The organism is Microvirgula aerodenitrificans DSM 15089 (genome assembly GCF_000620105.1).
GTDB lineage: Bacteria > Pseudomonadota > Gammaproteobacteria > Burkholderiales > Aquaspirillaceae > Microvirgula > Microvirgula aerodenitrificans.
In genome coordinates this window covers 1-25,604 of sequence record NZ_JHVK01000014.1, presented here as the reverse complement: position 1 = coordinate 25,604, position 25,604 = coordinate 1, and the positions used below count along the sequence as shown (strand labels likewise).

The 25,604-nt window shown below is 64.3% G+C and carries 21 protein-coding genes; 9 read left to right on the top strand and 12 right to left on the bottom strand.

Annotated elements, in window-relative coordinates; all coding sequences use genetic code 11:
- Positions 1-155: 155 nt before the first annotated feature.
- Positions 156-2,936: a ribonucleoside-diphosphate reductase subunit alpha gene (locus Q352_RS0112370; protein ID WP_028499621.1), complete on the bottom strand. Its 2,781-nt coding sequence runs from the start codon at positions 2,934-2,936 to the stop codon at positions 156-158.
- Positions 2,937-3,260: 324 nt separating this feature from the next.
- On the bottom strand, positions 3,261-3,632 hold the full coding sequence (locus Q352_RS0112365; RefSeq protein WP_028499620.1) for a FlxA-like family protein: 372 nt from the start codon (positions 3,630-3,632) through the stop codon (positions 3,261-3,263).
- A gap of 423 nt (positions 3,633-4,055) precedes the next feature.
- On the opposite strand from Q352_RS0112365, the gene Q352_RS0112360 reads away from it, so the two are divergent.
- Both Q352_RS0112360 and Q352_RS0112355 read left to right on the top strand, forming a co-directional pair.
- Positions 4,056-5,063, top strand: coding sequence for a cytochrome-c peroxidase (locus tag Q352_RS0112360; protein WP_084300124.1), 1,008 nt, complete (start codon positions 4,056-4,058; stop codon positions 5,061-5,063).
- Between the two features lie 168 nt (positions 5,064-5,231).
- Positions 5,232-6,275 (top strand): histone deacetylase family protein, encoded by a 1,044-nt coding sequence (locus Q352_RS0112355; protein WP_028499618.1) that lies wholly within the window; start codon positions 5,232-5,234, stop codon positions 6,273-6,275.
- A gap of 42 nt (positions 6,276-6,317) precedes the next feature.
- Here Q352_RS0112355 and Q352_RS0112350 read toward each other — a convergent pair whose 3' ends face one another.
- Positions 6,318-6,584 carry a GlsB/YeaQ/YmgE family stress response membrane protein gene (locus Q352_RS0112350; RefSeq protein ID WP_028499617.1) on the bottom strand — a complete coding sequence of 89 codons (267 nt, stop codon included), beginning with the start codon at positions 6,582-6,584 and terminating at the stop codon, positions 6,318-6,320.
- A 138-nt stretch (positions 6,585-6,722) separates the two neighbouring features.
- On the opposite strand from Q352_RS0112350, the gene Q352_RS0112345 reads away from it, so the two are divergent.
- Positions 6,723-7,562 (top strand): PhzF family phenazine biosynthesis protein, encoded by an 840-nt coding sequence (locus Q352_RS0112345; protein WP_028499616.1) that lies wholly within the window; start codon positions 6,723-6,725, stop codon positions 7,560-7,562.
- A 66-nt stretch (positions 7,563-7,628) separates the two neighbouring features.
- Here the strand turns inward: Q352_RS0112345 and Q352_RS0112340 are convergent, their stop codons facing one another.
- Positions 7,629-8,951, bottom strand: a complete 1,323-nt coding sequence (locus tag Q352_RS0112340; RefSeq protein WP_028499615.1) for a dicarboxylate/amino acid:cation symporter — start codon at positions 8,949-8,951, stop codon at positions 7,629-7,631.
- 201 nt (positions 8,952-9,152) lie between these two features.
- On the opposite strand from Q352_RS0112340, the gene Q352_RS0112335 reads away from it, so the two are divergent.
- The gene (locus Q352_RS0112335) at positions 9,153-9,578 is read left to right on the top strand and encodes a DUF2147 domain-containing protein (protein ID WP_028499614.1); all 426 of its coding nucleotides are present in this window, start codon (positions 9,153-9,155) and stop codon (positions 9,576-9,578) included.
- A gap of 49 nt (positions 9,579-9,627) precedes the next feature.
- Here the strand turns inward: Q352_RS0112335 and Q352_RS0112330 are convergent, their stop codons facing one another.
- The 5 genes from Q352_RS0112330 to Q352_RS0112310 all read right to left on the bottom strand — a co-directional run bounded on the left by Q352_RS0112330 (position 9,628) and on the right by Q352_RS0112310 (position 13,891).
- Positions 9,628-10,200 (bottom strand): hypothetical protein, encoded by a 573-nt coding sequence (locus tag Q352_RS0112330; RefSeq protein WP_036386210.1) that lies wholly within the window; start codon positions 10,198-10,200, stop codon positions 9,628-9,630.
- Positions 10,201-10,363: 163 nt separating this feature from the next.
- On the bottom strand, positions 10,364-11,098 hold the full coding sequence (locus Q352_RS0112325) for a beta-ketoacyl-ACP reductase (protein WP_028499612.1): 735 nt from the start codon (positions 11,096-11,098) through the stop codon (positions 10,364-10,366).
- Between the two features lie 341 nt (positions 11,099-11,439).
- Positions 11,440-12,309, bottom strand: a complete 870-nt coding sequence (gene rsgA, locus Q352_RS0112320) for a ribosome small subunit-dependent GTPase A (protein ID WP_028499611.1) — start codon at positions 12,307-12,309, stop codon at positions 11,440-11,442.
- The gene (locus tag Q352_RS0112315; protein ID WP_028499610.1) at positions 12,306-12,635 is read right to left on the bottom strand and encodes a 4a-hydroxytetrahydrobiopterin dehydratase; all 330 of its coding nucleotides are present in this window, start codon (positions 12,633-12,635) and stop codon (positions 12,306-12,308) included. The genes rsgA and Q352_RS0112315 overlap by 4 nt, the downstream gene beginning before the upstream one ends.
- A complete protein-coding gene (locus tag Q352_RS0112310; protein ID WP_028499609.1) occupies positions 12,632-13,891 on the bottom strand; it encodes a M48 family metallopeptidase in 1,260 nt (419 codons plus the stop codon). Before Q352_RS0112310 ends, Q352_RS0112315 begins: the two co-directional genes overlap by 4 nt.
- Positions 13,892-13,985: 94 nt before the next feature.
- On the opposite strand from Q352_RS0112310, the gene orn reads away from it, so the two are divergent.
- The 3 genes from orn to Q352_RS0112295 all read left to right on the top strand — a co-directional run bounded on the left by orn (position 13,986) and on the right by Q352_RS0112295 (position 16,787).
- The gene (gene orn, locus Q352_RS0112305; protein ID WP_028499608.1) at positions 13,986-14,531 is read left to right on the top strand and encodes an oligoribonuclease; all 546 of its coding nucleotides are present in this window, start codon (positions 13,986-13,988) and stop codon (positions 14,529-14,531) included.
- A gap of 97 nt (positions 14,532-14,628) precedes the next feature.
- Positions 14,629-16,281 carry a glucose-6-phosphate isomerase gene (gene pgi, locus Q352_RS0112300; RefSeq protein ID WP_028499607.1) on the top strand — a complete coding sequence of 551 codons (1,653 nt, stop codon included), beginning with the start codon at positions 14,629-14,631 and terminating at the stop codon, positions 16,279-16,281.
- Positions 16,278-16,787: a CinA family protein gene (locus Q352_RS0112295; protein WP_028499606.1), complete on the top strand. Its 510-nt coding sequence runs from the start codon at positions 16,278-16,280 to the stop codon at positions 16,785-16,787. The genes pgi and Q352_RS0112295 overlap by 4 nt, the downstream gene beginning before the upstream one ends.
- Here the strand turns inward: Q352_RS0112295 and apaG are convergent.
- The gene (gene apaG, locus Q352_RS0112290) at positions 16,756-17,136 is read right to left on the bottom strand and encodes a Co2+/Mg2+ efflux facilitator ApaG/CorD (protein ID WP_028499605.1); all 381 of its coding nucleotides are present in this window, start codon (positions 17,134-17,136) and stop codon (positions 16,756-16,758) included. The genes Q352_RS0112295 and apaG overlap by 32 nt on opposite strands.
- A gap of 126 nt (positions 17,137-17,262) precedes the next feature.
- On the opposite strand from apaG, the gene rpe reads away from it, so the two are divergent.
- Positions 17,263-17,943 carry a ribulose-phosphate 3-epimerase gene (gene rpe, locus Q352_RS0112285; protein WP_028499604.1) on the top strand — a complete coding sequence of 227 codons (681 nt, stop codon included), beginning with the start codon at positions 17,263-17,265 and terminating at the stop codon, positions 17,941-17,943.
- Positions 17,944-17,946: 3 nt separating this feature from the next.
- Positions 17,947-18,846 (top strand): polysaccharide deacetylase family protein, encoded by a 900-nt coding sequence (locus Q352_RS20915; protein ID WP_036386208.1) that lies wholly within the window; start codon positions 17,947-17,949, stop codon positions 18,844-18,846.
- Positions 18,847-18,866: 20 nt separating this feature from the next.
- Here Q352_RS20915 and Q352_RS0112275 read toward each other — a convergent pair whose 3' ends face one another.
- Positions 18,867-24,053: an autotransporter outer membrane beta-barrel domain-containing protein gene (locus tag Q352_RS0112275; RefSeq protein WP_156952537.1), complete on the bottom strand. Its 5,187-nt coding sequence runs from the start codon at positions 24,051-24,053 to the stop codon at positions 18,867-18,869.
- A 237-nt stretch (positions 24,054-24,290) separates the two neighbouring features.
- Positions 24,291-25,604: autotransporter outer membrane beta-barrel domain-containing protein (locus tag Q352_RS20910; RefSeq protein WP_036386205.1), on the bottom strand; the 1,314-nt coding region annotated here is incomplete at its 5' end.

Genomic DNA, 25,604 nt, shown 5'->3' with positions numbered 1-25,604 from the left:
CCTGTCCGCCCGCCGTGGGCTGCGTGCCTTAACTGCGCCTCAACCACCGCCTGCGATCTTGCCTGTTGGCAAGATTCGCGCCCTGCGGGCTGGCTCCTGCTGTCGCAGGAGCGTCCGGGTTGTGGCTGCGCCTCAACCACCGCCTGCGATCTTGCCTACTGGCAAGATTCGCAGTCGGGGTTGTCGATCGAGCAGAACTTCATGTCCGTCGCCGGGACGGCCGGCGGGGCGGCGACCGGGACGGCGTTCAGCTCGCCGCCACGACCGGTGGACTTCTCGGCACTGGTCGCGGCCAGCGTGCGGAGGTAGTAGGTCGTTTTCAGACCGCGTACCCACGCATGCTTGTACAGCGTGTCCAGCTTCTTGCCCGAGGCGCCGGCCATGTACAGGTTCAGACTCTGTGCCTGGTCGATCCACTTCTGGCGCCGGCTGGCGGCTTCGACCAGCCAGCTCGGGTCGAGGTCGAATGCCGTCGCGTACAGGGCTTTCACCTCGGCCGGGATGCGTTCGATCGGGCCGAGGTCGCCATCGAAGTATTTCAGGTCGGCCAGCATCACCTTGTCCCACAGCCCCAGACGCTTCAGGTCGCGGACCAGGTACTCGTTGACCACGGTGAACTCGCCGGACAGGTTCGATTTGACGAACAGGTTCTTGTACGTCGGTTCGATACTGGCCGACACGCCGATGATGTTGGCGATGGTCGCGGTCGGGGCGATGGCCAGGCAGTTCGAGTTGCGCATGCCGAACTGCTTGATGCGGGCCCGCAGGCGGTCCCAGTCCAGCGTGGTCGAGCGGTCGACTTCCAGCCAGCCGCCGCGCGACTCGGCCAGCAGGTCGAGGCTGTCGTGCGGCAGGATGCCGCGGCTCCACAGGCTGCCGTCGTAGGTCTGGTAGGTGCCGCGTTCCTCGGCCAGTGAGGTCGAGGCCCAGTAGGCGTGGTAGGCAATGCTTTCCATCGAACGGTCGGCGAACTCGACTGCTGCGTCGGAGCCGTAGGCCAGACCCAGCGCATGCAGTGCGTCCTGGAAGCCCATCAGGCCCATGCCGACCGGGCGGTGGCGCATATTGGCGTTGCGGGCCTTTTCGACCGGGTAGAAGTTCAGGTCGATCACGTTGTCCAGCATGCGCATGGCGGTGCGCACGGTGCCGGCGAGCTTGGCATCGTCGAGCTGGCCATTGCGGATATGGTTGGCCAGGTTGACCGAGCCGAGGTTGCACACGGCGATTTCGCTGTCGCTGGTGTTCAGCGTGATCTCGGTGCACAGGTTCGAGCTGTGGACCACGCCCATGTGCTGCTGCGGGCTGCGCAGGTTGCACGGGTCCTTGAACGTCAGCCACGGGTGGCCGGTCTCGAACAGCATGGTCAGCATCTTGCGCCACAGGTCCAGCGCGCGCAGGCGCTTGTAGACGCGCAGCTCGCCGCGCTCGCCCATGGCTTCGTACTCGGCGTAGCGGCGGGCAAAGGCCTTGCCGGTCAGATCGTGCAGGTCCGGGGTTTCGCTCGGGCTGAACAGCGACCACGGGCCGTCTTCCATCACCCGCTGCATGAACAGGTCCGGCACCCAGTTGGCGGTGTTCATGTCATGGGTGCGGCGACGGTCGTCACCGGTGTTCTTGCGCAGTTCGAGGAATTCCTCGATGTCGGCGTGCCAGGTTTCCAGGTAGGCGCACACCGCGCCCTTGCGCTTGCCGCCCTGGTTGACCGCGACGGCAGTGTCGTTGGCCACCTTCAGGAACGGGACCACGCCCTGGCTCTTGCCGTTGGTGCCCTTGATATGGCTGCCGAGCGAGCGCACCGGGGTCCAGTCGTTGCCGAGGCCGCCGGCGTACTTGGACAGCAGCGCGTTTTCCTTGATGCCGTCGAAAATCTCGGTCAGATCATCGCCCAGCGTGGTCAGGTAGCAGCTGGACAGCTGGCTGTGCAGGGTGCCGGCGTTGAACAGTGTCGGCGTCGAGCTCATGAAGTCGAAGCTGGACAGCACGCGGTAGAACTCGATCGCGCGGTCGTTGCGTTCGGCTTCGTTCAGCGCCAGGCCCATCGCCACGCGCATGAAGAAGGTCTGCGGCAGTTCGATGCGGCGGCCTTCGATATGCAGGAAGTAGCGGTCGTACAGGGTCTGCAGGCCGAGATAGCCGAATTGCAGGTCGGCGTCGGCGTTCAGCGCCTGGCCCAGGCGGGCAAGGTCGAATTCGCCCAGACGCGGGTCGAGCAGCTCGGCCTGGATGCCGCGCTGGATGGCGCCGGGGAAGGCATCGGCGTACAGCGCGGCCATGTCGGTCTGCGCCACATGGCGACCGAGCACTTCGCCGCGGATCGAATCCAGCAGCAGGCGGGCGGTGACCTTGTCGTAGGCCGGGTCGCGCTCGATCATCTGCCGGGCGCACATGACCACGGCGCGGCCGACTTCGGCTTCGCTGACGCCGTCGTACAGGTTCTTCAGCGTGTCGCCAAGGATGGCGGCCGGGTCGGTATCGGCTTCCAGACCGATGCAGGCGGTATGCACCAGCGTGGCCATCCGGTCCAGATCCAGCGGCGCGCGGCTGCCGTCGGCACGGGTGACGTGCAGGGTGGGGGCGGCGGCCAGGCCCAGTGCCTCGCGGGCAGCGCGGCGCTCGGCGGCGCGGCGTTCGCGGTACAGCACGTAGGCGCGGGCCACTTCCTGCTCGCCGGCGCGCATCAGGGCCAGTTCAACCTGGTCCTGGATGTCTTCGATATGGATCGGGCCGCCTTCCGGGCGGCGGCGGATCAGGGCTGCCACCACGGTGGCGGTCAGGTGTTCCACTTCATCGCGCAGGCGGCTGGAGCCGCCGGCTTCGCTGCCGAGCACGGCCAGGAAAGCCTTGCTCAGGGCGACGGAAATCTTGTCAGGGGCAAACGGCACCACGTCGCCGTTGCGACGGATGCACTGGTATGAGGCGGTGGATGCGACAGACATCGTTGGGAGCTCCTTTGCTGGGACGCTTGTGTCGGCTGAAAACCCGTGCCAGGCAGGTTTTTACACAATATGTGCTGCTGTTTTCATAGTTGTTGCACAAATTGTAGTAGTCATTGTCTGTTCATGACAAGGCATGGACATAACGGTTTTCCAGCCGACGACGATATCCGCAGCGCGTTTTTCGCCTGCGTTCAAGCACTTGCGGGAGGGGGTGTTTTTTGTACGGGGTGTGGGGCGGATGCAACGGGTGACGGACGGCAGGGCAGAAACGAAAAGCGGCGGATCACGTGATCCGCCGCCTGGACTGCTGTTCCGCAACACTCCTCAGGCGAAGTCGTCGACCTGGGTGCCGGTGTTCGAGGGGCTGGCGACGCTGGCGGTCGGTGTCTTGACCTCCGTGCCGGGCTTGGGGTCCCTGGACGGTTCGGTGCCGCCCTGCTTGCCCTGGCTGGCACGTTCCTTCTCCAGCCGGGCGATTTCGGCCTGCAGCATCTGGATCGACGCCTCGATGATGCGCTGCTGCTTCTCTTTCTCTGCCGGCGACAGCTTCGCGTCCTTCAGTTCCTGCGCCTGCTTGTACAGATCCTGAACCTGCTGCTTCAGGTCGGCGATCTTCTTGCCGAGGCTGTCGGTGGCGCCGGTCGACATTCTGGTCGACGAGGCCGAGCTGCTGAGGTTGACGGAAATCGAGGTCATGTCCGGTGCGTCCTGTGATTCGTTGTGCCTGTTATCGACCGGATGCGCCAGGTATTTAATTTTTTCTGTTTTGCAGAATGAAGAATTGAATTAAAAATGGCGTGTCAGGACAAATTTATTCTTTTTTTTATCTGTCAGGCATAACGCCGTTTATTTGCCGTAAAACATTGGCTGTTTCGGTTTTTTCATTCGGCGATAGCCAATGTTAATCGAAGTGATTTAAAAAATTTATAACAAAAAATTCTTTTGTAATCAACGTGTTGATTTTGCTGTTTGCCTGATCCGGTCGATAGCCTGAGCTTGTTGATTTCGGTCAATACTGTGCATATTGAAAGCCAATAGCATTTTATGCGGATGGACTAGCTATTGGCGCAATAAGCCAATAGATATTGGGTACGACGTCGTGAATCAAGGAGGCCGTAAATGAGTAAAAAACTATTTCAGATTGGCGCGATTGCCAGCGTGATGCTGACTGCAGGCTGGGTATGGGCAGACAGCGCAGCAGGGGACGAGCCGATTCAGCCGATCGCCCCGTACAAGCTGACGCAGCCGGCCAAGGCCGAACTGGGCAAGAAGCTGTGGTTTGATCCGCGGCTGTCGCGTTCCGGCTTCATCTCCTGTAACTCCTGCCACAACCTGAGCATGGGCGGTTCGGACAACCTGAAGACCTCGATCGGCCACAACTGGCAGAAAGGCCCGATCAACTCGCCGACGGTGCTGAACTCCAGCCTGAACCTGGCGCAGTTCTGGGACGGCCGGGCGAAGAACCTGCAGGAACAGGCCGGCGGCCCGATCGCCAACCCGGGCGAAATGGCGTCGACGCATACGCTGGCGGTCGACGTGCTGCAGTCCATCCCGCAGTACCGCCAGGAATTCGCCAGGGTGTACGGTTCGGACAAGATCGATATCAACCGCATCACCGACGCGATCGCCGTGTTCGAGGAAACGCTGGTCACGCCGAACTCGCGCTTCGACAAGTGGCTCAAGGGCGACAAGAAGGTGCTGACCGCCCAGGAACTGGCCGGTTACCAGCTGTTCAAGAACAGCGGCTGCGTGGCCTGCCACAATGGTCCGGCCGTCGGTGGCGCCTCGTTCCAGAAAATGGGGCTGGTCACGCCGTACAAGACCGACAACCCGGCGATCGGCCGTGCCGCGGTGACCGGCAAGGATGCCGACCGCTTCAACTTCAAGGTGCCGACCCTGCGCAACGTCGAACTGACCTACCCGTACTTCCACGACGGCGCGGCGGCCACGCTGTCCGAAGCGGTGGACACGATGGGCAAGCTGCAGCTCGGCAAGCAGTTCACCAGGAGCGAGAACGCCAATATCGTGGCTTTCCTGAAGACGCTGACCGGCGACCAGCCGAAGATCGACATGCCGATCCTGCCGCCGTCGGCTGACAACACCCCGCGCCCGCATCCGTTCGACTGACCCGTCGACCGGCCAGCCGGCAACAGGCCCCGCCCGCGAGCGGGGTTTTTTGCGTCGGGCCGGCTTCCTGATCCAGGGCAGCACATTTTGCCTGCGGGTGGCGTAGGGTGAATGCATGCCGCCGACGCGTCGCCGGGTGGCCGTTTCTCTATGGGAGTGTTTTTTCCGATGCTGACTGTGTACACCGAGCAACATCGCCTTCAGCATGGCAATGCCGAACTGGTGGATGGCACGCTGAAACCGTGCTTCGAGAACCCTTCGCGCGCTGACATGGTACTGGCCGAAGTCGACCGGGCCGGATTCGAGCGCATTGCGCCGACCGACCATGGCAAGGCGCCGATCCTGGCGGTGCATCGCGACAACTACGTGCGTTTTCTGGAGACGTTCTGGTCGCGCTGGACCGCGCCAAGCCGGCGCTCGAAAACCGGCCGCACCTATGATGCGCTGCCGCTGATCTGGCCGACGCGCTGCTTCCGCCAGATCGAGCCGCAGGACATCGACGGCCAGCTGGGCTATTTCTCCATGGACGCCGGCACGCCGGTGACCGCCGGCACCTGGCCTGCCGCCTACTGGTCGGCGCAGACCGCCCTGACCGGTGCCGATCGCCTGCTGGCCGGCGAGCGGGCCGCGTTCGCGCTGTGCCGTCCGCCGGGGCACCATGCCGCGGCCGACGTCTTTGGCGGCTACTGCTTCTTCAACAATGCCGCGATCGCTGCCCAGCATCTGCGCGACAGCGGGCTGGGCCGGGTGGCGATCCTGGACGTCGACTACCACCACGGCAATGGCACGCAGCAGATTTTCTATGACCGTGCCGATGTGCTGTTCGTGTCCATCCACGGTGACCCGCGCACCGAGTTTCCGTTCTATCTGGGGTTTGCCGACGAGCGCGGCGCCGGGGAGGGGGAAGGGTGCAACCTGAACCTGCCGCTGCCGGCCGGCAGCGACGTTCCGACCTGGATGGCGGCGCTGGAACAGGCGTGCACGGCGATTGCGGCTTTCCGGCCCGATGCGCTGGTGGTGTCGCTGGGGCTGGATACCTATGAGGGAGATCCGATCTCGACCTTCAAGCTGAAAACGGCCGATTTTCATGCCGTCGGCGCCCGGCTGGCCCGGCTGGGCCTGCAGACGCTGTTCTGCCTGGAGGGCGGCTATGCGGTCGGACCGATCGGCGAGAATGCCGTCAGCGTGCTGAACGGCTTCGACGGTCACTGAGTGAAACGGCGGCGGCCGGGACAGGAGCCCGGCCGCCGGCATTTACTTGAATATGCCGACCATCTTCAGCAGGAAGATCAGCACCACAGCCCCCAGGATGCCGAAGACCAGCCCGGCAATGGAGAACCCGCCTGCGGCATAGGCCGAGCCGATGCCGAGCAGATCGCCGAAGATCCACTTGCCGAGCGCCGAGCCGATAATGCCGACCAGAATGTTGGCGATCGCACCCTGCTGGGCATCGGTGCCCATCACCTTGCTGGCCAGCCAGCCGATCAGTGCGCCTGCCAGTATCGTGATAATCCAGCCCATGGTGTTTCCCTTGATGTGAGTTCTGTTTCGTCAGCCTAGACCAGCCGTTCCGCAAACCCTACAGGAATCGGCGAATTCCGGTTATCCGGCCACGGCAAGTCGTTATGATGAAGGACTGATCCATCGAGGAGCCCATTCATGCCGAGTTACCGCTTCCATCTGGTCAACGTTTTTGCTGAAACGCCGTTCGGCGGCAATCCGCTGGCGGTATTCGAACCGGCCGACGGACTCGACAGCACGACCATGCAGGCGATTGCCGCGCAGATGAACCTGTCCGAGACCACCTTCGTTTTTCCGGCCACCGAGGGGGGCGATGCCCGCGTGCGCATCTTCACCCCCGGCTACGAACTGCCGTTCGCCGGCCATCCGGTACTGGGCACGGCCGCCGTACTGGCGCGGTTGCGCGGGCTGAGTGCATCGGTCCGGCTGGAAATGGCGGCCGGAATGTTCCCGATTGTGCTGGGTGAAGGGGGGTATGCGCAGTTGACTGCCAAACCGGCGCAGGTGCGCCCGTTCACGGGCGAGCAGGATGCACTGGCCGACATGCTGGGCCTCGGCGCCGGGGCGCTGCGCGATGCAAGATTCGTCAATACCGGCACCGAGCAATTGCTGATCGAACTGACCAGCCGCGATGCGGTGCTGGCCTGCCGGCCGTCGGCGGCCGGCATCGACGCGCTGTGCCGCAATGTGACCGGGGCGGCGATGGCCTATGTCTGGCATGTCGACGGCGCGGTGGCCACGGTGCGGCTGTTCTTCACCCACAACGGCCAGGTGATCGAGGACCCGGGCACCGGCTCGGCCTGTGCCAACCTGGGCGGCTGGCTGGCCAGTGACGGCCGGCGCGGGCTGCACTGGCGACTGGAGCAGGGCCATGCGCTGAACCGGCCGAATGTGCTCGATCTCGAAGTGGACGCCGCCGGCGTGATTCGCGTCGGCGGGCGGGTGATGCCGGTCGGCAGCGGTCAGATCGATCTGTAGGAGAGGGCATGAAAAAAACCGCCACCCGTTGCCGGGCGGCGGTTTTTTGCGATGAAGCAGCAGGAATCAGGACAGTTCCTGTGACACTTCGCGCGTCAGGTGCGGTGCGTTGATCTGCATGCCGTGTTCGATCGGGGTCGGGCTGTCCAGCTCGCGCTTCATCTGCGCGGCATCCAGCGAGTGTTCCCACTTCGACACCACCACCGTGGCCACCGCATTGCCGACCAGGTTGGTCAGGGCGCGGGCTTCGGACATGAAGCGGTCGATGCCGAGGATCAGCGCCAGACCGGCAACCGGAATGTCCGGCACCGTGGCCAGCGTGGCGGCCAGGGTGATGAAGCCCGAACCGGTCACGCCGGCGGCACCCTTCGACGTCAGCAGCAGCACGCCGATAATGGTCAGTTCCTGGGTCAGCGACAGTTCGATGCCGCAGGCCTGGGCGATGAAGATCGCGGCCATGGTCAGGTAGATCGACGTGCCGTCCAGGTTGAACGAGTAGCCGGTCGGTACCACCAGGCCGACAACCGGCTTGGCGCAGCCGAGCTGTTCGAGCTTGACCATCAGCCGGGGCAGGGCAGACTCGGACGACGAGGTGCCGAGCACGATCAGCAGTTCTTCCTTGATGTACTTGATCAGCTTCCACACGCTGAAGCCGCAGTAGCGGGCGATCGCGCCGAGCACGACGAACACGAACAGCAGGCAGGTCAGGTAGAAGCTGCCCATCAGCGCGGCCAGCGAGGTCAGGCTGCCGACGCCGTACTTGCCGATGGTGAAGGCCATGGCGCCGAAAGCACCGATCGGGGCGAGCTTCATGATGAAGCCGATGATGGCGAACAGCACGTGCGAGACTTTTTCGATGAACTCCAGCACCGGCTTGCCGCCCTTGCCCATCAGCGACAGACCGAAGCCGAACAGCACCGAGAACAGCAGCACCTGCAGGATTTCACCTTCGGCGAACGCGCCGATCACGCTGTTCGGGATGATGTGCAGCACGAAGTCGACAGCCGACTGGTGCTCGGCAGCGGCGGTGTACTTGGCAATCGACTTGGTATCCAGCGTGGCCGGGTCGACGTGCATGCCGGCGCCCGGCTTCAGCGTGTTGACGACGAACAGGCCGATGACCAGTGCCAGCGTGGTCACGACTTCAAAGTACAGCAGCGCCTTGCCACCGACGCGGCCGACCTTCTTCATGTCTTCCATGCCGGCAATGCCGACCACCACGGTACAAAAGATGATCGGCGTGATCATCATCTTCACCAGCTTGATGAAGCCGTCTCCGAGCGGCTTCATGCTGGCACCGGTCTCCGGCAGGAAGTGGCCGAGCACGACCCCCAGCACGATGGCCACGATCACCTGAAAATACAGGCTCTTGTAGATTTTTCTTTGCATCCCGATTCCTGTCTTGCGCTGAGGGTGACGCGAGCCACCCGTTTCTCCTATGGTGATCGAATGATGCGCTACAGAATTGCCCGAAATGAATTGGGTGTTTCCCCAATCGGGTTTACCCCAATAGCTTGACCGTCGGGAACGCGTTCGGCATTCTAGAGTTCCAACTTAAAACAATCGTTTTTTCGAGGATGGAGAGACAACATGAAGAAGATCGCTGCTGCGCTGATGGGGACATTGCTGCTGGTCGGACTGGCGCGTGCCGACGAAGCCATTGTCGGAACCTGGAAGACCATCGATGACGAAACCAGACAGCCGAAGGCGCTGGTGCAGATTACCGACAACGGTGGCGAATACCAGGGCCGGATCGTCAAGCTGTTCCACAATCCGGACGCCAGATGCGACCAGTGCGATGGCGATCGCAAGGACAAGCCGATCCAGGGCATGACCATTCTCTGGGGCCTGAAAAAGTCCGGCGACAGCTATGAAGGCGGCAAGATCCTCGACCCGAAAAAGGGCAAGATCTACAGCAGCAAGGCCAGACTGCAGGACAGCGGCAAGAAGCTCGAAGTGCGCGGTTTCCTCGGCGTGTCGCTGCTCGGTCGTACCCAGACCTGGGAACGGCAGTAAGCGCGACACCGTTGCACCGCAATGCGCCGCCTTCGGGCGGCGCATTGCGTTAATTGGTCTCGCGCCAGAACAGCCGCAGCGCGAACGAGATCTGATAGGCGAGGCTGGCGATGACAAAGACCAGATGGAAGCGGTGGCTGGCCGTCTGCATCGCCACCAGACACAACACCACGTATACGGCGATGCGCACCAGGTATTCGAGGCCGAGCGACTGCAGGTGCTGGTCGCCCTTGAGTGCGGTATCGATGATATCCAGCAGGTAGACCAGCGCCATCAGGCCGAAAAACCAGCGCCGGCGGGAAAGGAAGTACTCCTCGGAGTCGGCATACGGTGCCAGTCTGCGCGGAAACAGCAGCGAACACAGCAGATACAGCAGGACGGTGTAGACGATCAGGAATACATAGATCAGGAAGGTCCAGTCGGCGAGATGCCTGAGGCGGAACTCCCACCACCAGAAATGCAGCAGATACAGCACCATCGACACGACCCAGAGCAGATGGACCATATAGACCTTGCGCGGTTCCGGGTGCTGGACCAGCGAGGCGATGCCCTGCAGCAGATGGGTCAGCCCGAGGCTCATGACGACGCCGATGATGATGCGTACATGCGAGAACAGCTCCATTACGTTTCCTTTCCGGTCAAGGCAAGGTACGGCGCACGACCGTACCGGACAGGTTGTAATGGAAAGGCCGCTGCGGGAACAAAAGTGGCGGTTGGCGCTGTGGATGAAAAGAGACGGTCGCGTTGCGACCGTCTCTTGCAGTTGACTGGCGGGAATTATGGCATTACATCATGTGTTGCCCGCCGTTCATCGCCAGATCGGCGCCGGTCATGAAACCGGCCAGGTCGCTGGCCAGATAGGCGACCAGCCCGGCAATTTCCTCCGGCTTGCCGAGCCTGCCCAGCGGGATCTGGGCGACGATCTTTTCGCGGACTTCGGCCGGGACCGCCATCACCATGTCGGTGCCGATATAGCCCGGGCTGACGGTGTTGACCGTCACGCCCTTGCGGGCGACTTCCTGCGCCAGCGCCATGCTGAAGCCGTGCATGCCGGCCTTGGCCGCCGAGTAGTTGGTCTGGCCGAGCTGGCCCTTCTGGCCATTGATCGACGAAATACTGATGATCCGGCCGAAACCGCGCTCGCACATGCCTTCGATCAGCGGCCGCGTCATGTTGAAAACGCTGTCGAGGTTGGTCGACATGACGGCGTCCCACGACGCCTTGTCCATTTTCCGCAGCACGCCGTCACGGGTAATCCCGGCATTATTGACCAGCACGTCGACCGGGCCGACTTCGGACTGGATTTTCGCGATCAGGGCACTGCAGGCATCGAAATCGGTGACGTCGCATTGATAGGCGTGGACATCGAATCCCTGCTCTTTCATATCGGCCAGCCAGGCCGTTTCCTTGCCGGGGCGGGAATAGGTCGTGATGACGATATGACCGGCCTGGGCAAGTGCCTTGCAGATGGCAGTGCCAATCCCCCCCATACCGCCGGTGACGAGAGCAATTCGTGTCATCTGTACCTCCTTATTGTGGGTGCAAGCGTTGCGGGTACCGCCAGGCCCGGTGGCGTCACGCCACCCCGGTTATTGGCGGACCGTTATTCTTCAGTCCGTTTTATTCATGATGAACCATACGAATGGAAAATGCATTCCGCAATGCAATATGGATGAGATTGCAGAAAATGCCGCAATGCAACAAATACGTGGAATATCGGGGGGCTGATTTGTTTATAGCGCTGAATTGCCGACACGTTTGGCAAAATGAGCAAAAGCATAATTCTGGCCGAATGGACGCAGAATGAAAAAAAGCCATCCGGGTGGATGGCTTTGACTAAATGATTGAATCAGCTAGTGAATCAACGCTGCAGCATGCGGGTAAGTTTCTGCAGCAGGGGCAGCCGGACGGCCGCGATCTCGCCGGCGGAACTGGCCGCGATCAGCCCGCAGCCCGGCTCGACCAGGTGCGCGCAGTTGTGGAAGCGGCAGCGACCGGCCAGCTCGCGCATTTCCGGGAAGTAGTGAATGACCTGGGTTGCATCGAGATGCATCAGGCCGAATTCCTGCAGTCCGGGCGAATCGATCAGGTGGCTGTCGGCGTCCAGGTGATACAGCGTCGCATGGGTGGTGGTATGGCGGCCGGAATCCAGCGCGGTGGAAATATCGCCGACCCGGGCCTGTGCCGACGGCAGCAGGGCGTTGGTCAGCGTGGACTTGCCCATGCCGGACTGGCCGATCAGCACCGTGGTCTGACCGGTCAGCCGTTCGCGCAGCGGCGAGATGTCGCCCAGTGCCGACAGTTCCAGCACCGGGTAGCCGATCTCGCGATAGAAGCCCAGCAGCTCGCGCGCGGCCGGCGTTTCCGGCAGGTCGGTCTTGTTCAGGACGATCAGTGCCGCGATATCGGCCGCCTCGGCGGCGATCAGCGCCCGGTCGAGGAATTCCCGCGACGGGGTCGGCACGGCGGCCAGTACCACGACCAGCTGGGTGACATTGGCCGCGATCAGCTTCTGGCGGAAATCGTCCTGCCGGTACAGCAGGCTGCGGCGCGGCTGCGCCCGTTCGATGACCGCCTGCTCGCCATTGCTGATCTGCAGGTCGACCCGGTCGCCGGCGGCGTAGTCGGAACGCTTGCCGCGCGTGCTGCAGTCGTAGGTGTTGCCATCGTCGGCTTCGACCACATAGCGTCGACCATGGCTTCTGATGATCTGTCCGGCCGATTGCGTCACAGGCTGTCCAGTACGTCGAGCTTGGCGGCGCAGATGAAATCGTTGCGGGTCAGACCGCCGGCATCATGGGTCGAGTAGGAGACTTCCACCCGGTTGTAATGCACGGACAGGTCCGGATGATGGTCCTCGCGGTGCGAGATCCACGCGCTGGCATTCACGAAGGCCATGGTCTCGTGATAGTTGGCGAAGTCGAAGCGGCGGACCAGCGCATCGCCGTCGAGGCGCCAGGATTCGGACAGGGCTTCCAGCAGGGACGGAATTTCTTCCGCCTCCAGCCGGGTGTGGGCATGCTGGGGCGAGCAGCGCTCGCGGGCAAGTCGGTTCATGCGGAAACTCCGGTATGCGGCAGCGATTCCAGATGCTGGATGCGGATCGTTGCCGGCGGGTGTGAGTCGTAGAACGCCGAGTGGAGCGGGTCCGGGGTCAGCGTCGACGCGTTGTCGCGGTAGAGCCGGGTCAGCGCCGAGACCAGCGCATGGCGGTCGGCGTGTTCGGCGGCATAGGCGTCGGCCTCGAATTCCTGGCGGCGGGACAGCCGGCTCATCAGCGGGGTCAGCGGGAAGGTGAAGGCCGGCAGCGCCATGGCGGCCAGAATCAGCCCGGCTGCCAGTGTCGGCGTGCTGATGCCGAGGCCGAAGTAGAACGGCGTCCATTCCAGCAGCCAGCCGAGCAGCAGCAGGAAGGCGAAGGACAGGGCAAAGGTCAGCACGATGCGCTTGATGATGTGCCGGCGCTTGAAGTGGCCCAGTTCATGGGCGAGCACGGCCTCGATCTCGTCGCCATCGAGCTGGTTCAGCAGCGTGTCGTAGAACACGATACGCTTGGCGGCGCCGAAACCGGTGAAATAGGCGTTGCCGTGACTGGAGCGGCGCGAACCGTCGACCACGAATACCCCGCTGGAGCGGAAGCCGCAGCGGGTGAGCAGGGCGTCGATGCGCTGTTTCAGCTCGCCATCTTCCAGCGGCAGGAAGCGGTTGAACAGCGGTGCGATCACGGTCGGGAACAGCCAGACCATCAGCAGCGAGAAGGCGCTCCAGACCAGCCACACCCACAGCCACCACAGCGTGCTGCCGTACATCAGCCACAGCACCAGCAGCAACAGCGGCACGCCGAGCACCAGCCCGACCAGCAGGCTCTTCAACTGGTCGATGATGAACAGCCTGACGCTGGTCTTGTTGAAGCCGAAGCGGGCCTCGATGCCGAAGGTTGCATACAGGCCGAACGGCAGGCCGATCAGGCCGGTGATCGCCATCAGCGACAGGATCAGCGCCGTGCCGCTGACGACCGGGGGCCAGCCCAGACCCAGCCAGAATACCGTCAGCGCCTCGATGCCGCCGCCGAGGGTCAGCGCCAGCAGCACACCGGCGTCGACAAGCGCCGACAGCATGGCGAGCCGGGTCCTGGCCACGGTGTAATCGGCGGCCAGCTGGTGATCGGCCAGGGTGAAGCGGCCGGTGAAGGCCGCCGGCACGGCCTCGCGGTGCGCCCGGACATGGCGGATGTGACGCGAGGCCAGGTACAGGCGCAGCGCCAGCGAAAAGGCCAGGGCGAGCAGGAAGGCACTGGTGACAAGTGTGGTCATGGAGACGGACATGGTATGGCAGGATGGGGAGAGTGGCGTCGAGTATGAGACAATTCCACCGCTACCGAAATTCAATACAGAAAAGCACACCAGTATGGCACAAGACCAAAACCACCTGATATGGCTCGACATGGAAATGACCGGGCTGAATCCGGACAGCGACCGCGTGATTGAACTGGCTGTCGTCATTACCGACAGCGAACTCAATACCGTGGCCGAGTCGCCGGTGCTGGTCGTTCACCAGAGCGACGCCGTGCTCGACGGCATGGACGCCTGGAACAAGGGCACCCATGGCCGCAGCGGCCTGATCGAAAAGGTCAGGGCATCGACGCTGGACGAAGCCGCCGCGCAGGCGCAGATGCTGGCTTTCCTGCAGCAGCACGTGCCGGCCAAGGCATCGCCGATGTGCGGCAACTCGATCTGCCAGGACCGCCGCTTCATGGCGCGCTGGATGCCGGAACTGGAAGCCCACTTCCATTACCGCAACCTTGACGTGTCGACGCTGAAGGAACTGTGCAAGCGCTGGAAGCCGGAAATTGCCAAGGGCATGAAAAAGCACGGCAAGCACGAAGCCCTGGCCGACATCTACGAGTCGATCGAGGAAATGAAGTACTACCGCGAGCATTTCATCAAGCTGTGAGCGCAAAAGCCCGCCCGCCGGCGGGCCATGCCTGATTGAAAAGTCCGGCGCCGCCATGTGCAGGCGCCGCCGATCGACACCTGTTCCTGCTGACGCCATGGCCTCCCTGCTCGCCAACGACATCAACCTCACGCCGGTCTGGGCGCAACTGCACCATCATCAGCGTGCGACCCGCCCGGTGCACATGCGCGACCTGTTCGAGGCCGACCCGCAGCGCTTTGAACATTTCTCCATCGAACTCGACGGCTTCCTGCTCGATTACTCGAAAAACCGGGTGACGGCGCGGACGATGGAGCTGCTGACCGAACTGGCGCGCACGGCCGGGCTCGGCGACTGGATGCGGCGCCTGCGCGACGGCGAACCGGTCAATGTCAGCGAGCATCGTGCCGTCATGCACATGGCACTGCGCGCCGGCGAGCACGACCACTACTGCGTCGACGGCATCGATGTGGTGCCGGACGTGCATGCCACGCTGGCACGCTGTTTCGATTTTGCCCGCCGCGTGCGCGACGGCGAGTGGCTGGGGCATGACGGCCGGCGCATCGCCGATGTGGTCAATATCGGCATCGGCGGTTCCGATCTCGGGCCGATGCTGGTCGACAGCGCGCTGCGCCCGTTCGCCAGCGAGGCGGTGCGGGTGCATTTCGTCTCCAATCTCGATGGCGCGCAGCTGATGCAGACGCTGGCGCATTGCGATCCGGCCACCACGCTGTTCATCGTTGCCTCGAAATCGTTCACCACCCCGGAAACGCTGGCCAATGCCGAAGCGGCCCGCGACTGGTTCCTGCGCACGGCAACGGCCGCCGACGTGGCGCGCCACTTCGTCGCCGTGTCGACCAATACTCCGGCGGTGTGCCGCTTCGGCATTGATCCGGCCAATATGTTCGGTTTCTGGGACTGGGTCGGCGGGCGCTATTCGGTCTGGTCGGCCATTGGCCTGCCGGTGATGATCGCCGTTGGCGAGGCGCACTTTCGCGATTTTCTTGCCGGCGCCCGCGAGATGGACGCGCACTTTTTCTCGGCGCCGTTCGAACGCAACATCCCGGTGGTGATGGGCCTGCTTGGCGTCTGGTACAACACCTTCTACGGGGCGCATACCCACGCCATCATGCCGTACAGCCAGGGCCTGGCCCGGTTGCCGGCCTATCTGCAGCAGCTGGACATGGAGTCCAACGGCAAGCGTGTCGGTCGCTATGGCGAGAAACTCGATTTCGATACCGGCCCGGTGATCTGGGGCGAGGTCGGCGTCAACAGCCAGCATGCGTTTTTCCAGTTGCTGCATCAGGGTACGCGGCTGGTGCCGTGCGATTTCATCCTGCCGCTGTCCAGCCAGTACCCGGTTGGCGACCATCACCGGCAACTGGTGGCGAACTGCCTGGCGCAGACCGAGGCGCTGATGCGCGGCAAGACCGTGGCCGAAGCGCTGGCGCAGCTGGAAGACGAGGGCGTCTCTGGCGACACGCTGGACATGCTGCTGCCGCAGAAGGTCTTTCCGGGCAATCAGCCGTCCAATACCCTGGTGCTGGATGCGCTGTGCCCGCGCTCGCTCGGCATGCTGCTGGCCGCTTATGAGCACAAGGTGTTTGTCGAAGGCGTGATCTGGGGCATCAATTCGTTTGACCAGTGGGGGGTCGAGTACGGCAAGCTGCTGGCCCGGCGCATCGCGCCGGAACTGGCGGGCGATGGTCCGCTGAGCCATGACGGTTCGACCAATGCCCTGATCGAACGCTATCGCCGGAGAGGCCAATGAGTGCATCAATCCGCTCCCGGGCGGAAACGCTCGGCCTGCGCCTGAAGGCGCGGCACGAGACCGTGGCAACCGCCGAGTCGTGTACTGGCGGCCTGATTGCCGGTGCGCTGACCGATATCGCCGGCTCCAGCGACTGGTTCGGCTGGGGCGTGGTCAGTTATGCGAATGCGGCCAAGACCGGCATGCTGAAAGTGTCGCCGGCCTCACTGGCCGCGCACGGTGCCGTCAGCGAGGTGGTGGCGGCGGAAATGGCGCGCGGGGTGCAGAAGCTCAGCGGGGCCGACTGGAGTGTCGCGGTCAGCGGCGTGGCCGGTCCCGGCGGCGGCACGCCGGACAAGCCGGTCGGCCTGGTCTGCTTCGCCATCGCCATGCCGTTCGGCCGGGTCGATACCTTCGTCCGTCATTTCGCCGGTGACCGGCGGGCGGTGCGCACGCAGACGGTCGAAGTGGCGCTCGACGCGCTGCTGGAGCGCGTCAATGCAACACGCGCGGGCCAAGAAGGGTGAATTCGGGGATCTCGGCCTCGAACGGCGTGCCGTCGGTGGCGAGCATCTGGTAGCTGCCGCGCATGGTGCCGTACGGCGTGCCGATACCGGCGCCGCTGACATACTCGAACGACTCTCCCGGCGCCAGTGTCGGCTTTTCGCCGACCACGCCTTCGCCATGAACTTCCTCAACATGGCCGGTATCGTCGGTGATAATCCAGTGTCTGGCCTGCAATTGCGCGGATACCGTACCGGCATTGGTGATGCGGATGCGGTAGGCGAACACGTACTGGCCATCGTCCGGCGCAGACTGGTTTTCGATGTAGAACGACTGCGGTTCGACCGTGATGGCGTATTTGTTGTTCTGCATGTGGCGATCCCGTTGCAAGGTGGATGGGCGTCCTGCAGATAGGGGCGAATGGAAAAATGCCAAGACCATGCGTCGACGGCGGCAAACCGGTAAAATCCGGTTTTTCGCTATCAGGTCGATTTTGCCATGCGTCAGTTCCGTATTGCCCCCAGCATCCTGTCCGCCGATTTTGCCCGTCTGGGCGAGGAAGTCCGCGATGTCGTGGCGGCCGGGGCCGATATCATCCACGTCGATGTGATGGACAACCACTACGTGCCCAACCTGACCATCGGGCCGATGGTGTGCAAGGCGATACGACCTTATACCGAAGCGATGATCGATGTACACCTGATGGTGAAGCCGGTCGATGCGCTGGCGGTCCAGTTTGCGAAGGCCGGCGCCAACATGATCACCTTCCACCCCGAAGCCAGCGACCATGTCGACCGCACGCTGGGCCTGATCCGCGACAACGGTTGCAAGGCCGGGCTGGTGATCAATCCGGCTGCACCGCTGCATCATCTCGACCACGTCATGGACAAGCTCGACATGGTGCTGATCATGTCGGTCAACCCGGGCTTTGGCGGGCAGAGTTTTATCCCGGAAGCGCTGAACAAGATCCGGATGACGCGCGAGCGCATCGACGCCTGGACGGCAAAGCACGGCGGCGAGATCTGGCTTGAAGTCGACGGCGGGGTCAAGATCGACAATATCGCCGAGATCGCCCGCGCCGGCGCCGATACCTTCGTGGCCGGCTCCGCCATCTATGGCCAGCCGGATTACCGCGGCGTGATCAATGCCATGCGCGCCGAACTCGCCACGGTGGCCTGAACCATGTCCGTCATTGCGCTCAAGGTCGATATCCACACCCGGGTCGGGCTGACCGACGGCGCCGTTGCGCTGGCCGGGCTGTTTCGCGAGCAGGGGGCGGGCGCGACGTTCTATCTGAGCCTCGGGCCTGATCGGGCCGGCAAGGTGCCGCTGGCTGAATGGTTTGCCCATGGCGGCGTCAAGCCGCGTGCGCATCTGCCGTTCCTGACCCGCCAGAACGGCCGGCTGTGGCCGGGCCCGGACATGGGGCGTGCGCTGCGCAAATGCCTGCATGCGCTGCAGGGGGACGGATTCGAACTGGGACTCAAGGCCTGGGATCAGGCCGCCTGGCGCAAGGAATCCACCGAGGCCGATGCCGAATGGACGCGCAAGGCGCTGGAACGGGCCATCGCCGGCTTCACCCGGCTGACCGGGGCCGCACCGCAGACGCTGGCGGCGCCGGGCTGGCATGGCAACTGGTCTGCCGTGCGCCAGAGCCAGGGGCTCGGCATTCACTTCGCCAGCGATGCCCGCGGACGCGAACCGTTCATCCCGGTACAGCGGGCGGAAATCGTGGCCGTGCCGCAACTGCCGACCACGCTGCCGACGCTCGACGAAGTGCTGGCCGAATCGCATGGTGACCAGACGCAGGCGATCGAGCGCATTCTCAACCTGACCTCGACCCCGCGCCGCCACGGCCATGTCTTTTCGCTGAACGCGGAAGCGGACGGGCGCAAGTTGCTGCAGATGGTCGGTCTGCTGCTGGCCGGCTGGAAGCGGCAGGGCTGGCAGTGCGTGTCGCTGGGCGATCTGGCCGCGACGCTGGACCTGAGTCGTTTGCCGCACAGCGAACTGGTGTGGGAAACGTGGCCGGGCCGACGCGGCAAGCTGGCTCGTCAGGGCGACAACGTCTTCATTGCCTGACGGGCCTGCCTGCCGTTCTCCTAGAACCGGTGCAGCCAGTTCGCGGTCATCCCCCGGTCACTTTCTCCGTCGTTGCGGCCCAGATAGCCGTTCAGGCTGAACTGGCTGTGGCGACCGTCATGGCGGAGGCCAAGCCGGCTGTCGTGGTTGAAGCGGCTGCCACTTGCCGGTGCCAGCGCAAAGCGGGCATCCGGTGCGCCGGCCAGACTGGCCTCGCGCTGGCCGGTGTGGTGCAGCAGGGTCGGGCGGGCATGGAACTGCGCGTCCAGCCGCCAGCCGCGCGATTTGCCGTCCCGGCCGTCATGGCTCAGCCGCAGCCCGAGCACCCCGTCCAGCGCCACCTGATGGCGTGACGACAACCGCAATCCAAAATCGCCGCCATGCCGTTCCTTCAGCGCCCCGTCGCGCTGGTAGCGCAGCTTGACGCCCAGCAGCGGCTCCAGCATCACGCTGCCTGCCTTGCCCGCCAGCGCCAGGTTCACCTGGCTGCCGAGCAGGTCACGGCGATGGTCGGCCTGCGGCTGCCGGCTGGCGTCCTTCTTGTCATGGCGATCCAGGGGGTTGCCATAGCGCAGCGTACGCTGGGTACGGTACTGGTGCAGGACGTAGCCAACATCGCTTTCCAGCGCCAGCCCGGACGACAGGGGCCGTACATGGCGTACGCCGAAGAACTGGCTGTGGCCATCCAGCGCGGCATCCCGGCTCTGGCCGTCCGGCGATACGCGGGCGAAGCCGTAGCGTATTGCCAGCTGCGCCGTGCCCGATTCGAAGCGCTGCTGCAGCGCGAGCATGTCATGGGCCGATGCACCGAGCCGGCTGCCGGGCTGGCCGCGGCCAAGCAGCTTCACGCCGAAGCCGGTCGCGTCCTCGGAGACGGTCCCGGCCATCAGGCCAAAGCGGTGTTCCAGGGTGGCCGTTGACCGCAATGTCCGCTCGATACCGACACCGGACAGCTGGCGCAGTGCCCGGGTGAATTCGTCGCGGCCCGGCAGTTCCAGGCTGCGGAACAGCGCGTTGCTGCTGTAACTGCGCTCCAGCGCCCCGGCAACCGGTGCCAGCGAGGCATCGGTGATCAGGTTGCGGTAGTCGTTCTTGACCAGCGTCACGCCGATATGACCGTCGGCATCGTAATGACCGTGCGCGCGCCAGACGGCGGAGGTCGCGCGGATATTGCCGGCACCGCTCAGGTTCTTGCCGACAAAGACCTTGTCGAACACCACCTGCCGGGCGGACGTGCCGGCGGTGAAGCGGGTATTGATGGCCACATTGCTGACCGACAAGCCGTCGGCGGACAGGGTGCCGGCGCCGCCGCTGGCCGTGGTGCCGATCTCGTAACCGTCCGGCGACATCTGCCGGGCGGCGGGGGGGCTTTCGGCAATTCTGGCCTGGAAGACGAAGGTCTTGTCCTCCGCGGAGCCGGTGATATCCTGCCCCCGGGTATGGTCGTCCCTGAACCGGGTGCAAGTGCCTCCGTCGCCGCATTGCAGCAGTACCTGGCCGCGATTGATCAGCTTTCCGGCCGACCCGGCAATATGGAAAGCGCTGGACTGTCCGGCATGGACAACGATGGTGCCGGTGCTGTCGTTGACCAGGGTGCCGGTCGCGTCGGGACCGAGCGCCATTGCGACCAGCCCTGTGTGGGGGCTGCCAGGCTGACCGACGTTGATGGTGCCGCGGTTGATCAGTTGTCCGTCGCCATTGCTGAACATGCCGATGGCACGGTCGCCGTTGATCTCCAGGGTCGCCCCGGCGTCATTGAGCAAGTCCAGCCCGTCATGACTGGCCTGCAGCGCCGCCGTCGTGCCGTGCCCGGTGCTGAAGCGGATCCTGCCGCGATTGGCGAACAGGATGCGGGCCGGTCCGGCCGGGTTCTGCGTCCTGAGGACGGCAAAGCCGTCGGATGCCTCCATCGTGCCGGTATTGATGATCTCTCCTTCCGCTTGCCGTCCCTGGCTGAGGGCCAGCAGCGTCTGCGCCGGTGCGCCATGCTGACCCGGCCGGAGTTCCACCCGGATCTCGCCGGCATTCGTGAAACGGTGGTTCCCGGGCTCCAGCGTGGCGCCCGGTGCCATCAGGATCACGCCGCTGCCGGCATTGGTGGCCGGGCCGGGCAGCGACAGCCTGCCCGGATACAGCCGGCCGCTGTTGTCCAGTGCCTGGATGTGGCTCGGATCCGCATGGCTGAGCCGTATCCGGCCCGATGCTTCATTGCTGAGCCGCGCGTCCGCCTGCAGGACCATATTGTCGAGCGTTCCGCTGTTGACCAGCATGGCGTTGTGGCGGGTGACCAGCGTGCCGTTGACCAGCTTGCCGGTGTTGATCAACTGGTCATTGCCCGACAGCGTCAGCGTCAGTCCCCTCAGCATCAGCTTGCCATCGCTGCGCAGCACGGCGGGCATGTCCACGCCCGGGGAAAACATCGGCTTGTCGGCATTGATGGTGACGCCCTGCGGGGTCAGCGGCAGCCCTTTGCCCTGTGCGAAATCTTCCGTGAGCTCGGCATTGGTGGCGGCGCCCCACTGCGAATGCCCGGCCGACAGCGAGTGGCCCCCCATCCGGACCTTGCCCTGATTGATCAGCATGCCGCCGCTGTCCAGCCGGAATGCCTTGCCGACCGGGGTGTCCATGTCGATGCTGCCCTCTCTGGCATTGACGATCAGGCCGCCATTCAGCGCCAGCATGCCGTACAGCCCGTCCGGTGGCGTCTGGACGCCATCGTCACTGACCAGCCGTATCGTGCCCCGGTTCAGCGCCATGCTGCCCTTGCCGGAGGCCGCCATGCCGACACCGGCATTGTGTACGGTGATCTGGCCATCGTTGATGGCGGTGGCATGGATGAGCTGGGGTCCCCCGGTCCCGCCGCTGGCCCGCTGCGAACCCGCCGACATGCCCAGCGCATACTCGTGCGCGGCAAGCGGCTCCCACTGGCCATCCGAACTGGACAGGGCGGAGTCGCGCAGGGTCAGCTGCCTGCCAATGACCGGGTTGACGACAATGCTGCCGAGATTCCGTGCCAGTGTGCGGGTGCGGGGATTGCCCCCATGGGCCGACATGCCGCCGGCGCCGACGCCTTCGGCCCGTATGGTCGAGCCCGCCTCATTGCTGGCCGTGCCGGCATTGACGGCCAGCATGGCCGTGTTGCCGGGACGGGTGGCGTTGAACTGTGACAGGACCAGTGACGGCGAACCGGTCTTGTGGGCGGCAACATTGTTGTCCAGCGAGACGGTCAGCGAGCGCCGGTTGCTTGCCGTCGAGCCTGCATCGATGGCCGCCAGCAGATAGGAACCCTGCAGCGGGCCTGCCATCGTGGCATCGGCCTCGTTCAGCAGCGTCGAGGCGAGCCGTGACGACAGCTGGCTGTTGTTCTCGACCAGTCCCTGGTTGCGGGCGGCCAGGCCCGCCCCGCCGTGCAGGGTCAGGTGGGCGGAGTTGTCCAGGACCGATCCTGCGCCGCTGGCTTCCATCAGCGCGTGGCGGGTGGGGAAGGTGACCGGGTCCATGATCCTCAGCTCGCCGGTCTCCAGGCTGGCACCCTGGACCAGGGTCAGTGTGGCCCCGTTGCTGGCGCGGAACAGGGTCGGTGTGCTGGCGAATGCGCCGCGGATATTGATCTTGTGCTTCAGCAGCACGGAAGATTTGCCATTGACGTCAACCATCAGGCCGGGGTGCAGGCGCAGCAGCTCGTCCGTGTCGCCGATGCCGGCGCGCTGGTTGTCCGTCAGGGGTTTGGTAACCTGACGGTAGAAAACCGGCCCGTTTATCCATACCTGGTTGCCATCCCCCTCTATCCGCAGTCCGTTCGAGCGGGCCGTGATGCCGAAGGTGTTGCCGTGCCGGGCCAGCCAGCGTGGCCTGTCCAGCCTCAGAAGCTGACCATCCAGTCCCAGACTGTTGATGTCGACATGGTTGTCATTGCCCTTGATCCACATGGCCGTCAGCGGCTCGGCCAGTTGCCTGGCCGGCCGCAGCTCGTCCGGTCTGAGCGAGATCGTGCCATCCAGCTCGATCTTGTTGCTGTTGCCGCGGACCTTCACGGCGAAACTGTTGCCGCCCCTGACCCGGATGTCACCGGATGATATTTTTACCAGGTTGCGATGTCCCGTCAGCGCAAGGCCGGTGGCACTGCGGTTCAGCGTCATCCGGCCTTCCATCCGCACGGCGCCGCGATCGCCCGCAAGCGACAGGGCCGTGGCGCTGTGCGTCACGTCGATCTGGCTGTCGGGTTCGGTCTGGAGCTGCGCATTGTTGCCGGTAACCTGTACGCCGTATCCCTGCGGGGTGCGCAGGTCCAGCCGGCCCTGCTCGATGTAACGGGCCATGTCACCGGTCAGCCGCGTCCCGGCAGCATGGGCATACAGCACCTCCATCCGGCCTGAATGCACGACCTCCGCGTCATTGCCGGTGATGTCGATGCCGGTACCTTTGGCGGTAATGTGCGTGTTGCCACTCAGCCTGATCCTGGCGTGGTCACCGCTGAGATGCGCGGCACGCGAATCGTTGTCGTGGATTTCGCTGCTGCCGTGCAGCGTGACCGACAGGTTGTTGCCCGTCCCGGCAATACCGGCCTGGCCCCCGTTCAGCGTGGTTTTGCCCGTGACGGTGACAGCGTTCTGCCCGCCGGAAATGTCCAGCGTCCGGTGCGGGCTGTCCTCTTTGCCATTGATATGGCGATCGTGGCTGATGGTGATGTCCTGCCCTGTTGGCGGTGGTTCATCCACACCCTTTGCCGGTGGTGGCTCCACACCCTTCTGCAGGACCGGCGGCCGCTTTTCTGCTTCCATTGCTACCTGTTCCGGAGCCTGTGGCGTGGTCTGCATGCCGGATGCCGTGCCGCTTGCCGTTGCCGTGACCGGCTGTGCCTTGTGCTGTCCCTCTTCCTTCCCCCCGCTTTTCCCGCCTCCTGCCAGCAGCGAACCGACGACTGCCGCCCCGCCTGCCGCAATGGCCCCGTACCTGAGGGTCAGGTCCGGTTGGGGCCGGGGCTGCCGGGGGCAGGCGTCGCTGTCGGCGCGTTCCGATTCCAGGCAGGGCGGGGGAGCCTCCGGCAAGGTGGTGCGTGCCCGGCTTGTGGCAGGGTGCTCATTCCTTTCCGCCGCTTCACCCAGTGGTGCGCTGCCGACCAGAATGGAAAGGGCGGCGGTCTTGCCAAGGCGAAAACCGGAGACGAGCAGGTGCCGGCCGGTTTTGAACAGAACAGGGGTTGGCATATTGAATCCTTGGTGAAAAAATCAAAGGAATTTCCATGCACCATTTAGTCTCGTTACTCACTGGATGAGAATGGAACGATACTGTTTTTTTATTTGGTACCTTCCTGTTTTTCCTGATGGAATGGGTGAAAGACGAATGGAAAATTCTGAATCGGGATTTAAAGCCGATACCGGAATGAATCCGGGCGGTGACGGAACCGCCTGTCTGTCATCCGCCCCTGCCATTTCTCCTGCGGCTCAGTACAGCAGCCGCCAGTTCGCCATCACGCCGCGGTCCTGACTGCCGTCGTCGCGACTCAGGTAGCCCTCCAGGCTGAAGCGCCCGTGGCGTCCCTGGTGGCTGAAGCCCAGCCGACCGTCGTAGCCGAAGCGGCGCCGGCCATCCTCCGCCGCCAGGGCAAAGCGGGCATCCGGCGCACCGGCCAGGCTCGCCTCCCGCCGGCCGGCCTGACGCAGCATGGCCGGTCGGCCATGGAACTGTGCATCCAGCTGCCAGCCTCGCGACCGCGAATCCCGCCCGTCATGGCTGAAACGCAATCCCAGCAGCGCCTCCAGCGCCACATCGTGCCGCGACGTCACCCGCAGCCCGAAGGCCCCGGCGTCGCGTTCCCGCAGTGCGCCGTCTCGCTGGTAGCGCAGCCTGACGCCAAGCAGCGGGGTCAGCACCGCACCGCCGACCGGCTGTGCCAGCGCCAGGTTCAGCCGGGCCCCCAGCTGGTCGCGCCGGTGATCGGCCCGCGCCCGGTAATTGACCGCCTTGCTCCCCGTGCCATAGTCGAGCGTGCGCCGGGTGCGGTACTGGTGCAGGAAGTAGTCGAGGTGGCCCTCCACGGCCAGCCCGGTCGTCAGCGGCCGCGCATAGCGGGCGCCAAGGTACTGGCTGCTGCCGTCCAGTCCCTGCTCGCGGTCCTTGCTGCTGCCCGGCGACACGCGGGCAAAACCGTAGCGCACCGCCAGTTGCGCCGTGCCGGGTGCAAAGCGCTGCTGCAGCGCGACCATGTCGTAGGCTGACGCACCCAGCCGGCTGCCGCGTTCGCCGCGCCCGAGCAGCCTGAAGCCGAAGCCGGTGGCATCCTCGGCCACGCTGTCGGCCATCCGGTCGAAACGGTGTTCCAGCGTGGGCACGGCCCGCAGTGACCGGTCAAAGCCGGCGCCGGACAGCTGGCGCAGCGCGCGGGCAAAATCTTCACGCCCCGGCAGTTCCAGGCTGGAGAACAGTCTGCCGCGCCCGTAGCTGCGCTCCAGGGCGCTGGCGACCGGTGCCAGCGACGCGTCGGCAATCAGGTCGCGGTAGTCGTTCTTGACCAGGGTGACGCCGATATCGCCGTCGTTGTCATGGTAGCCCCGCGCTTCCCAGACCACGGTGGTCGAACGGATATTGCCGGCGCCGCTCAGCCCCTTGCCGGTGACGAGCTTGGGATAGACCTGCTGCCTGGCCGATGTGCCGGCTGTAAAACCGGTATCGATGCGGACGTCGTGGCCAAGCGCCAGATAATCGCCGGACAGCGTGCCGGCGCTGCTGGCGCTGGTACCGATCTGGTAGTGGTCCAG